Below are 10,908 nucleotides of genomic sequence, written 5' to 3'. Positions count from 1 at the left end.
AGACGCCCTATGCCACATACGTTGTAATTTTCCTACATATAATATATAATGACACCAGTGTCAAAAGGTCTAAAATCCGATGCTAGAGTGCAAAGCACGTAGCAATCCGGTATCATGGACGATCATTGTATCCCAAAAAGGAGATTTTTATGAAACAGAGAACACAAAAATATCTGCATGCCATTCTTGCACTGGTGTTATCCCTGTGCCTTATTACCGGCTGCTCACTTTTTCCAAATTCTGCACCGAAAGCAGACAAAAATACCTCTCAGGAAACCATTGCAGAAGAAGCAACTGAAAACTCTTCTGACGACTCCGCCAGCCAGCCAGACGAAGCAGCCCTGGCTGCAGCCCGGGAAGCCTTTGACCAGTACACGGAAAACCTGTTTAAACAGGAAGCCTCCCAGTCCCTTCTTACCCTTCACTATACACTTGCAGACCCGGAAAGTTACGGCATTACCGATTATGACCGCACTCTTGGAACTGCTTCCGCTGAAGATACACGAAAGGACCTTGAAGAGGCAAAACAGATCAAAGCAGACCTTGAAGCTATGGATACCCGTCTTTTATCCAAAGACCAGCTGCTTACCTATACCATTCTTTCTTCCTACATTAATACTCTTCTGTCCTCTGATGGATTAGAGCTGTATGACCAGCCTTTATCCACCACCCTTGGCATCCAGTCCCAACTCCCTATCCTTTTATCTGAATATACTTTTTACAGGAAACAGGATGTAGATGATTACCTGTCTCTTTTGTCATCCATTGACACCTATTATGACTCTCTCATTGCCTTTGAAACAGAGCGGGCCCAGGCGGATCTTGGCATGTGTGATACCGTTATCGACAATATCATCCGCTCCTGCAATGCTTATCTTATTGACGCAGACCACAGCTTTATGGCAGAGACTTTTTCTTCCCGTTTAGATGAAATGGGCGGTCTTTCAGACCAGGAAAAAGCCGATTATAAGGCAAAAAATAAAAAAGCCATCGACGAACATTTCGTACCTGCCTATGAACGGCTGATCAGCGGTCTGGAGAGTTTAAAAGGAACAGGTTCCAATGACAAGGGACTTTACTACTACCCGGAAGGCCGGAAATATTATGAATATCTGGTAAATGCCAGCACCGGAACCTCCTACAGTGATGTTTCTGCCTTAAAACAGGCCATTAACAAGCAGATGTCAAAGGAACTGGCAGCCGTGAACCAGCTGTTAAGCGATGATCCGTCTTTAGGCGATAAACTGGACTCTTCCCCCTTTACCCTGACGGAACCTAAGGACATTTTAGAGGATCTGAAAGCCCAGTCCCAGGCAGATTTCCCGCCTGTAAATGACTGTAACTATACCATTAAAAATGTGCCAAAAACATTAGAAGGCTTTTTAAGCCCTGCTTTCTATCTTACAGTACCTATTGACCGGCCGGAAGACAATTCCATTTACATTAATAACCAGAGTACAGATGCCGGCTCCCTCTACACCACCATGGCCCATGAAGGCTATCCGGGACATATGTACCAGACCAATTACTTTAACCAGCATAACACCTGTAACCTGCGGAATGTCCTTGATTTTCAGGGATATGTAGAAGGCTGGGGAACTTATGCGGAATACTACGCCTACACACTGGATCATGGCATGGAGGAGCAGGTAGGTGAACTTTTGCAGCACAATGCCGCCTTTACACTTGCCCTTTATGCCCTGTTGGACATTAACATCCACTACGAGGGCTGGGATATGGACCAGGTAAACGATTATCTGACTATGTACTTCCAGATCGATGATCCTTCTGTCATCTCTTCCATTTACTATGAAGTAGTGGAAAATCCTTCCAACTACCTCTCCTATTACACTGGTTACCTGGAATTTTTAAATATGAGAGAAGAAGCACAGCAAAGACTGGGAGCCAACTTCTCCCTGTTAGAATTTAACCGCTTTCTCCTGGATATAGGTCCGGCACCTTTCAGTGTGATCCGAAATTATTTTACACAGTGGCTGATACAAAATGGCAGCAGCAATTAGATTTGTTTGAAAACAATATTAATTGTTGTTAAAATGTCGTTAATAAATATAATATCATCTTTTTGATATTAAAATCGTGTTAATTTTCTGATAATACATTGACGTAAGATGTCTGATGTGGTATTTTAATTACATCAGACATCTTATTATTTTGTTACAGTTCAGTCATGCGCTGGTTTGTATGAAAAAGTGTGTTGCAAGCCTGCTTGCATAAGCGCTTTCTCATACAAATCAGCATATGGTGAACCACCATGCTTCTTGTTTTCATGAACATGGAAACAAGAAGATGTCATGACTGAACTGCAACAAAATGTTTGCATCAAAATCATCTGCTGGCAGACAACTGAAAACATGCTCTGAAAGAGGTCGGAAAATGAGATTGGAGAGGGAACTATGAAAGGTATTAAAAAGCTGCTGTCCTATGTCACAAAAGTAGAATATGCCATTATGATCATTGCATTTATTGCCATGGTGGCCGCTTACTTTGTCGCAGTCATCAACCGCAACTTTATCAAAGCCTCCATGCCATGGACGGAAGAAGTGGCCATGTACAGTATGATCTATATGGCTCTGTTAGGCACAGAAGTAGGTCTTCGTGACGGCACGCAGGTTGCTGTTACCGCTATTATTGAAAAGCTTCACGGAGTCACCAAAAAAGTGGTATCCATTGTTGAGCAGATCGTGTTAGAGGTCTTTACCGCTGTTATGTTAAAGGCCGGCACCGCCTTATTTTTAAAACAGATCCAGACTGGTCAGACAACTCCTGTATTAAAGATCCCTATGTCTGCCATGTATTTCTCACTGGTACTTACCTTTGGACTGATCTTACTGATCCAGACTGTGATCCTCGTAGAAAAGATCATCGATTTAAAGAATAAGGAGGCAGAAGCATGAGTGCAGGTATCATCCTTTTCGCAGCGTTTGCTGTATGTCTTATTGTAGGAGTTCCGGTTTCCATCTCCCTGGGAGTGGCTTCCCTTTGCTCCGTAGTATTCGGCGGTCTGTCCGCTTCCTCCACCGTTATCGCACAGCGTATCTTCGGCGGACTGCAGTCTACTTCCATTATGGCCATCGCTTTCTTCGTACTCGCCGGAAATCTGATGACCAAAGGTGGTATCTCCCGTCGTATCGTAAATTTCGCCAACTGCCTGGTAGGCAATGTGCGCGGCGGAATGAGCCTGGCACTGGTTTTAGCCTGCGCATTCTTCGCAGCCTTATCCGGTTCCGCTCCTGCAACTGTTATTGCTATCGGTACCATGCTCTACAATGATATGGTAAAGCTTGGCTACCCAGGTGACCGTACAGCCGGACTGTTAGTTGTATCCGGTGGTCTTGGACCGATCATCCCCCCATCTATCATCATGGTCATCTACTGTACTTTAACAGGCGCTTCTGTTGGAAACATGTTTAAACAGGGCATGCTCATCGGTATTGTGATCATGCTTGTATTAATGACAGAAGTTCTCTTTTACGCAAAAAAGGAAAACTGGCCAAAACAGGCTGTAAAGCGCAGCCCTTCTGAGATCTTTAAGATCTTCTTAGATGCCATCCCGGCGCTGATGACCCCCATCATCATCCTTGGCGGCATCTACTCCGGTATGCTGACAGCAACAGAAAGTGCTGCCATCGCAGTTGTATGGGCTGCCATTGCCGGACTGTTCATCTACAAAGAACTGACTGTAAAAGAACTGGTCCCCATTTTAAAAGATTCCGCGAAAAGCTCTGCCATGATCTTATTCATCATCGCAGCTTCTACCGCTTTCTCCTGGGTATTTACCTTCTCAGGCGCTTCCCAGGCACTGGTAAACGCAGTTATCAGCATGCATTTAAATTCCGCGCTGTTCTGCTTCGTAGTTGCCATTATCCTGCTGATCTTCGGTACATTCATGGAAGGAACCGCGATTGCCGTTCTTTTAGTACCGGTCCTCTGGCCTATTGCCCAGAGTATGGGCATTGACGTGATCCACTTCGGCATGATCGTGTGCATCTCCAACGTAGTTGGTACCATGACACCTCCGGTTGCAGTAAACATCTTCTCCGCTTCTACCGTATCCGGTCTGAAAATGGGCGATATTGCAAAAGCAGAGATCCCATTCCTCATTGGATATGTGGCAGTCTTCTTCTGCTGCGTATTCTCTGAAACCTTCTGTACATTTTTAATCTGATGAAAAGGGACTGACTGCCCTTTCTCATATTAGGTACTTAACTTTTTTCTCTTGCCAAAAGCCCCCAGGTTTTGCCTGGGGGCTTTTGCATTGCTGTTCCTATTATTCCTATTACTGATCCATATTTCTTTGTTTCAGCTTTCCATCTGCCGTCCTAAAAATCCGCAGGCAGTGGCAGCCAGCTTCATTTCCATTTCTCCAAACCGCGCTCTTGGCTCCCGGCTCATAATGGCTACAGCGCCGATTGCATCGCCTTCGCAGATAATAGGGGCTACCACCTGGGCGGTAATACCTTCTAATTCTTCATCTACCAGCTGGACAAAGCTTTTTTCATCTTTTCCGGATTGCACGACCTGGCGTTCACCGATCACCCGCTCCAGGGAAGGGCTGATGGCTTTTTGCAGCAGTTCTTTTCTGGCACCGCCGGATACTGCGATCACCTGATCCCGGTCCGTGATGCACACGATCAGGCCCGTTGCCTGGGACATGGCCTCTGCATACTGTCCGGCAAAAGCAGCCAGCTCCACCATAGGGGAATATTTCTTTAAAATGATCTCCCCCTCACGGTCTGTAAATATCTCTAAAGGTGTTCCTTCCCGCAAACGCAAGGTCCTTCGTATCTCTTTTGGGATCACCACACGTCCAAGGTCATCGATCCTTCTTACGATTCCTGTAGCTTTCATAACGTTTATTCCTCCTGCATACCACAAAACATCTCTGTTTCCATATTGTGTGTCTTATGGGTAGTATGTGGAAATGCGGGTAAAATATACACTGCTGCTTTCTATATTTACTTCCGTCCAGAAATTAAATTTTTATTATTTCACTTCTACCAGCTCGATCTTAAAGTTCAGCTCTTTTCCTGCCATTTCATGATTTGCGTCAAAAGTAATGGTCTTCTCTGTCTTTGCAGTAACTTTTACAGGGAATGGCTGGCCCATCTGATTGGTCAGATATACCTGCTGGCCTACAGTCAGATCCTCAGAACCTGGAAGCTGCTCGATCTCCAGTTCAAAGATCGCGTCCGGATTTGGCTGGCCGTATGCTTCTTCCGGCATCAGATGGATATCCTTTACCTCTCCTACTTCCATATCAGCCACTGCTGCGTCAAAGCCTTTGATCATCTGGCCTGCGCCGCATACGAACTCTAATGGTTCGCCTCTGTCATAAGAAGAGTCAAACTGGGTTCCATCATTAAAAGTACCTTTATAATGGGTGCGGCATGTCTTTCCTACATTGCGTCCTGTGATTTCCATGATTTAATCCTCCGTTGGGGTGGTTATTATAGACTTATGAACCCTGCGCTGGCACGTTTTTTATGTCTGCTGACGCAGATGGTCCACTCTTTCCTAGCATACCATACTTCTACATCCCTGTCAGTTTTTTTCTTGCCTCCTTTCTATTGAATTTCCCGCCAAACCAGGTATACTGGTATCATAAGGAGAAGCAACAAAGAAAGGGGACACACTTATGGTTATCTACAAAGCAAAAAACTATCAGGACTTAAGCCGCAAGGCTGCAAACATCATTTCCGCCCAGATCATTATGAAGCCGGACTGCGTATTGGGGTTAGCAACCGGTTCTTCACCGATTGGCACTTACAAACAGCTGATCGAATGGTACAACAAGGGGGATCTGGACTTTGCCAAAGTCACCACCATTAACCTGGACGAGTACAAAGGACTTGACCCGGACAATGACCAGAGCTACCGCTATTTTATGAACACCAACCTGTTTGACCATGTAAATATCGACAAGGCCCGCACCTTCGTTCCAGACGGCTTAGAGCCGGATCCACAGAAAGCCTGCGCTGCCTATAATGAGATCATCCGCTCCCACGGCGGTATCGATCTGCAGCTTTTAGGTCTTGGAAGAAATGGACATATCGGCTTTAACGAACCTGGCGCTGCTTTTGAAAAAGAGACCCACTGTGTAGACTTAACAGAAAGCACCATTGAAGCAAATAAACGTTTCTTCGCCTCTGAAGATGACGTTCCAAAACAGGCCTATACCATGGGCATCAAAAACATCATGCAGGCAAAGAAGATCCTGCTGATCGCAGGCGGCGAGGAAAAGGCAGAAGCCTTAAAGAACTCTCTCTATGGCCCTATTACACCATCTGTTCCGGCATCTATCTTACAGCTGCACAATGATGTAACCGTGATCGCAGATGAAGCCGCTTTAAGTTTGATCATGTAACTCATATAACTTACACCCTCATTTACAGAACCTGCCACCGGCAGCTTCTTGCAAATGCATGGAAACTAAAAAGGATATTGCCAGACTGTTTTTATACCGCCTGACAATATCCTTTTCTGTTGGGCTGACATTTATCTCACTAACACTTATTTTACTAACGCTCCAATGGATCTGACCATCCTCCCCACATCAATCGGTTTCGCAATATGTCCGTTCATACCTGCAGCAAACGCCTTATTCCGGTCCTCATCAAAAGCATTGGCAGTCAGGGCAATAATCGGGATCGCCTTTGCGTCTTCCCGTTCCATGCCACGGATCTTTCTTGAAGCTGTATAGCCATCCATATTTGGCATCTGGATATCCATTAAAATGGTGCTGTAATAACCTGCCGGCTTTTCTGAAAACAGTTCCACACATTTACATCCGTCCTCTGCCCGCTCAACTTTAAATCCATTTTCTTCCAGTATGGTTATGGCAATTTCCGCATTCAGCTCATTATCTTCTGCAAGAAGAATGCGCTTCTCCTTAGATCTGTTATACAGCTTTTCTTCTTTCTTTACATAACTGTCTTTGACCTCTTCCTCAGAAGCGATCTCAAAAGGCAAAATAACTTCAAACTTGCTGCCTTTGCCCCTTTCGCTTTCTACCTGGATCGTTCCACCCATAAGATCTATCAGGGCTTTTACGATCGGAAGACCCAGACCGGCACCTACTACCTTACTTTCCGTACTGGTCCGCTCTCTGGTAAATTCTTCAAAAATATGAGGCAGATATTCTGCACCCATGCCAATTCCCGTATCTTCTACCAGAATACGGTATGCAGTCCATCCCTCTTTCTCCCATGGGATCTCTTTGATCTGTACTGTAACGCTGCCGCCTTCCGGGGTGTACTTAACAGAATTGCTGATAATGTTTAATACGATCTCCCGCACTTTTGTCACATCACAGATGATAAACCTGTGTTCTACATCCAACGTACAGTTGTATTTCAGCCGCTTCTTCTCCACTGCCGGTTCAAAAACTGCATTTAATGCCCCTAACAGTTCCTGGGCATCCCCAACTTCTGTCCGTAATGTCGCCTTTCCGCTTTCGATCCGCGCCATTTCCAGAACATAGTTGATCAGGGATAATAAAAACGAACCGGATAACTGGATCTTCTTAATATAATCATGGACTTTTTCTTTATCATCCAGATGTTTCTCTAAAAGATCAGAAAAACCGATGATCGCATTCATCGGAGTCCGGATATCATGACTCATGTTAAAGAGAAATCTTGTTTTGGCTTCACTTGCTTCTTCCGCCCGTTTTGCTGCCTGTTCGATCTTTTCCGCATACAGTGCCTCTTTATAACGCTGCATCTCATACTGCCAGTAACCAACCGTCAACACTCCTGAAACAAGGGCTGCGATCAGTATCCCAAAAGCGATCTGTGACTGCGGTACCCATCCGGCTTTTGGCTCGATCTCAAAATACCAGGTATCATTAGGCACATCACAGGCTACTTCCAGTGTGTCCTTAAAGGAAAATTTTTCACTCTGGGCAATCGTCAGCTTTTCTCCCAGTTCTGTGCCATTTTTCCATATGAGATACTGATAGGACGCATCTTCCAGTTTATATGTTTCCACTTCTTCCATAAAATGATCCCAGTTTAATACCAGAATGGAAAAGCCCCAAAACGTATCTTCCCCTGCTTCATCTTTTACATAAACAGGATCAAAAAGCAGTGCGCCGTTTCCGCCCTGGACCAGTGGAAACGGTCCTGCAATGGTATACTGACCGCTTGTTTTTGCCAGATTTGCCTCTTTCTTTCTGTCCGGATGCTCCAGCATATTTAACCCCATGGCCTCTTCATTCCCTTTCATGGGATAGATATGGGAAACAATACCGTCCTTTGCCAGTTCATGGGCCTCGATCACATTTTGCTTATCCTGCATCATCTGGGATAAAATGGAAAATTTTTCTCCATCAATATCATATCCTGACTCTATGATATTTTTCACCAGTTCTGACTCCGCCAGATACCGGTTCAACTGGGATTTTACCCTGCTTACTGTGGACTCCGCTGCATAAACAGCCTTTAATTTTTCTTCCTTTTCCTGTTCCCGGTTTAAAAAACAGGCACTGCCTGTAACGACCAGAAAAGAAAGAACGCAGACCATAAACGCCCGAAATTTCATTCTCCCCCGGTCTGTTTTTCGTTTCATATGTAAACCTCATAAAATTAAATATTCTTCGTTTGTAACTATGTGATACCATTATACCAGACTAACGTTTGTTTTCAATGAAGAATAGATGAACAAATATCAAAAGAACATCATTTCCCCAGTTGAATTTCCTTAGAAAATATGGTATTCTAAGCCTTAACAATTGTATCTGTACTATATATAGTTATTTTTTTTTGCGTTGATACTTTGTCGCTTTAAACTGACAAACGTATTGCTAACATCCAGCATAGTAGTCGGATAATATGTTCGTTTATTAATAAAATCCTGTAGAAACGAGAGAAAACCATGAACCAGTCAGAAACATTACTTGAAATAAAAGATCTGTGTGTGGAATTCAAGACCATGGCCGGAACGGTACACGCAGTAGACCACTTAAGCTATACGCTCCACCGCGGTGAGAAGTTAGGCATCGTAGGGGAAAGCGGAAGCGGAAAAAGTGTGTCCTCCCTGGCTATGATGCAGCTGATCCCAAATCCTCCGGGCAAAGTCACCGGCGGACAGATCTTATATAATGGAAAGGATCTGGTAAAACTTTCTGAACGGGAAATGCAGAAGATCCGTGGAAATGAGATCTCCATGATCTTCCAGGAACCTATGACTTCTTTAAACCCTATCATCCGCTGCGGAAAGCAGATCGCAGAGTCCTTACGTCTTCACAGGGGAATGAAGAAAAAAGAGGCTATGGAAGAAGCCATTAAGATGATGCAGGCTGTTGGTATTGCCAATCCACAGGCCCGTGCTTATGAATATCCCCACCAGATGTCCGGCGGTATGCGCCAGCGTGTAATGATCGCCATGGCTTTGGCCTGTCAGCCACAGATCCTGATCGCAGATGAGCCTACAACGGCTCTGGATGTGACCATTCAGGCACAGATCTTAGACCTGATCCGTGATCTGAACCAGGAAATGAACACCTCTGTTGTGTTCATTACCCATGACCTTGGTGTTGTAAGTGAGCTTTGCGATACAGTTATTGTTATGTATAACGGCCACATCGTAGAAAAAGCGCCTACAGCGGATATTTTCCGCGAACCGCTTCATCCTTACACACAGGGACTTTTAAGCGCTATCCCAAGGATCACCAAAGAGCGCAAACCATTATCCACTATTGAAGGTATGGTTCCAAACCCGGTAGAGCGCATCAAGGGCTGCCGTTTCTGGCCAAGATGTCCAAAAGCCTGCGACCGCTGCCGTAAGGAAGAACCACCGGTATTTTCTGTTGGAGAAGACCGTCAGGTACGCTGCTGGCTCTACGCACAGGCAGATAATGGAAGTCAGGAGGCAGTAACCAATGGCTGATGAAAACAAAAGCAAAGACGTACTGGTCCACGCAGACCATGTAAAAGTATATTTTAAAGGAAAAGACAAGAAATCCGGCACAGTACGTGCCGTAGACGATATTTCATTTGATATTTTCGCAGGTGAGACCTTTGGTGTAGTTGGTGAGTCCGGCTGCGGAAAGAGTACCTTAGGACGCACCCTGATCCGCCTGATCCCGGCTACAGACGGCCATGTTTATTTAGACGGGGAAGATATTTCCGGATTAAAAGGCAAAGCCTTAAAACAGATGCGTAAGAAAGCCCAGATCATTTTTCAGGATCCGTCCGCATGTCTTAATCCAAGACGTACAGTGCGCCAGATCCTTATGGAACCGTTCCAGATCCACCATATGACCGGTTCCATGGATGTAGATGCAAGGATCGAGGAGCTGCTTCATTTAGTAGGTCTTGACACCTATCATTTAAGCCGTTATCCTCATGAGCTTTCCGGCGGACAGAAACAGCGTATCGGTATTGCAAGAGCGCTGGCTTTAGAGCCAAAGCTTATTATCTGTGACGAGGCAGTTTCCGCCCTTGACGTATCCGTCCAGGCACAGGTCTTAAACCTGCTCCAGGAATTAAAGGAACGCCTGGGACTGACTTATTTCTTCATCTCCCACAACTTAAACGTTGTTTACCAGGTCAGCGACCGCGTAGGAGTTATGTATCTGGGAAAAATGGTGGAGATCGCCGCTTATGACCAGTTGTATGAGAAACGTTATCATCCTTATACAGAGGCTCTTTTATCTGCTATCCCCCAGGTTGACGCAGATGACAGGACAGAACGCATCCACTTAACAGGTGAAGTTCCAAGTCCTTCTGATCCGCCTTCCGGCTGCCCGTTCCACACCCGCTGTCCGAAAGCCTGTGATATCTGCTCCAAAGAGATCCCGCAGTTAAAAGAGATCGAAAAAGGCCATTTTGTGGCATGTCATTTATACCAGTAAATGAATTTAACCAGCACATAAAATATTGCTTT

Annotated in this window: 9 protein-coding genes; 6 read left to right on the top strand and 3 right to left on the bottom strand. The window is 45.1% G+C overall.

Translation table 11 applies throughout. The features are described from left to right. The first annotated feature begins 149 nt into the window (after positions 1–149). From DW251_RS12630 to DW251_RS12620, 3 genes are all read left to right on the top strand, one after another. Positions 150–2,021 (top strand): DUF885 domain-containing protein, encoded by a 1,872-nt coding sequence (locus tag DW251_RS12630; protein ID WP_118301340.1) that lies wholly within the window; start codon positions 150–152, stop codon positions 2,019–2,021. Positions 2,022–2,414: 393 nt separating this feature from the next. Further along, positions 2,415–2,915 (top strand): TRAP transporter small permease, encoded by a 501-nt coding sequence (locus DW251_RS12625; protein WP_118301339.1) that lies wholly within the window; start codon positions 2,415–2,417, stop codon positions 2,913–2,915. Next, a complete protein-coding gene (locus tag DW251_RS12620) occupies positions 2,912–4,186 on the top strand; it encodes a TRAP transporter large permease (protein WP_118301338.1) in 1,275 nt (424 codons plus the stop codon). The genes DW251_RS12625 and DW251_RS12620 overlap by 4 nt, the downstream gene beginning before the upstream one ends. Positions 4,187–4,320: 134 nt before the next feature. Here DW251_RS12620 and spoVT read toward each other — a convergent pair whose 3' ends face one another. Both spoVT and DW251_RS12610 read right to left on the bottom strand, forming a co-directional pair. Beyond that, entirely contained in the window at positions 4,321–4,869 is a 549-nt protein-coding gene (spoVT, locus tag DW251_RS12615; protein ID WP_021871249.1) for a stage V sporulation protein T, read from the bottom strand. A 135-nt stretch (positions 4,870–5,004) separates the two neighbouring features. Beyond that, the gene (locus DW251_RS12610; RefSeq protein WP_118301337.1) at positions 5,005–5,442 is read right to left on the bottom strand and encodes a peptidylprolyl isomerase; all 438 of its coding nucleotides are present in this window, start codon (positions 5,440–5,442) and stop codon (positions 5,005–5,007) included. 214 nt (positions 5,443–5,656) lie between these two features. On the opposite strand from DW251_RS12610, the gene nagB reads away from it, so the two are divergent. Further along, positions 5,657–6,385: a glucosamine-6-phosphate deaminase gene (gene nagB, locus DW251_RS12605; RefSeq protein ID WP_021871251.1), complete on the top strand. Its 729-nt coding sequence runs from the start codon at positions 5,657–5,659 to the stop codon at positions 6,383–6,385. A gap of 146 nt (positions 6,386–6,531) precedes the next feature. Here the strand turns inward: nagB and DW251_RS12600 are convergent, their stop codons facing one another. After that, positions 6,532–8,589, bottom strand: coding sequence for an ATP-binding protein (locus tag DW251_RS12600; RefSeq protein ID WP_118301336.1), 2,058 nt, complete (start codon positions 8,587–8,589; stop codon positions 6,532–6,534). A gap of 306 nt (positions 8,590–8,895) precedes the next feature. On the opposite strand from DW251_RS12600, the gene DW251_RS12595 reads away from it, so the two are divergent. Both DW251_RS12595 and DW251_RS12590 read left to right on the top strand, forming a co-directional pair. Continuing rightward, positions 8,896–9,909 carry an ABC transporter ATP-binding protein gene (locus DW251_RS12595; RefSeq protein ID WP_021868805.1) on the top strand — a complete coding sequence of 338 codons (1,014 nt, stop codon included), beginning with the start codon at positions 8,896–8,898 and terminating at the stop codon, positions 9,907–9,909. Then, complete coding sequence (locus DW251_RS12590) at positions 9,902–10,876, top strand: oligopeptide/dipeptide ABC transporter ATP-binding protein (RefSeq protein WP_021868806.1); 975 nt, start codon at positions 9,902–9,904, stop codon at positions 10,874–10,876. Before DW251_RS12595 ends, DW251_RS12590 begins: the two co-directional genes overlap by 8 nt. The last annotated feature ends 32 nt before the right edge of the window (positions 10,877–10,908 follow it).

The organism is Clostridium sp. AM22-11AC, assembly GCF_003473545.1.
In the GTDB taxonomy this organism is placed as follows: Bacteria; Bacillota; Clostridia; order Lachnospirales; family Lachnospiraceae; genus Enterocloster.
This window is presented reverse-complemented; position numbering and strand designations above follow the sequence as displayed.

Bases quoted from the DNA above. Each gene is read 5' to 3' on its own strand.
- spoVT (WP_021871249.1), bottom strand. From the start codon at position 4,869: ATGAAAGCTACAGGAATCGTAAGAAGGATCGATGACCTTGGACGTGTG.
- nagB (WP_021871251.1), top strand. From the start codon at position 5,657: ATGGTTATCTACAAAGCAAAAAACTATCAGGACTTAAGCCGCAAGGCT.
- DW251_RS12625 (WP_118301339.1), top strand. From the start codon at position 2,415: ATGAAAGGTATTAAAAAGCTGCTGTCCTATGTCACAAAAGTAGAATAT.
- DW251_RS12590 (WP_021868806.1), top strand. From the start codon at position 9,902: ATGGCTGATGAAAACAAAAGCAAAGACGTACTGGTCCACGCAGACCAT.
- DW251_RS12630 (WP_118301340.1), top strand. From the start codon at position 150: ATGAAACAGAGAACACAAAAATATCTGCATGCCATTCTTGCACTGGTG.
- DW251_RS12620 (WP_118301338.1), top strand. From the start codon at position 2,912: ATGAGTGCAGGTATCATCCTTTTCGCAGCGTTTGCTGTATGTCTTATT.
- DW251_RS12610 (WP_118301337.1), bottom strand. From the start codon at position 5,442: ATGGAAATCACAGGACGCAATGTAGGAAAGACATGCCGCACCCATTAT.
- DW251_RS12595 (WP_021868805.1), top strand. From the start codon at position 8,896: ATGAACCAGTCAGAAACATTACTTGAAATAAAAGATCTGTGTGTGGAA.
- DW251_RS12600 (WP_118301336.1), bottom strand. From the start codon at position 8,589: ATGAAACGAAAAACAGACCGGGGGAGAATGAAATTTCGGGCGTTTATG.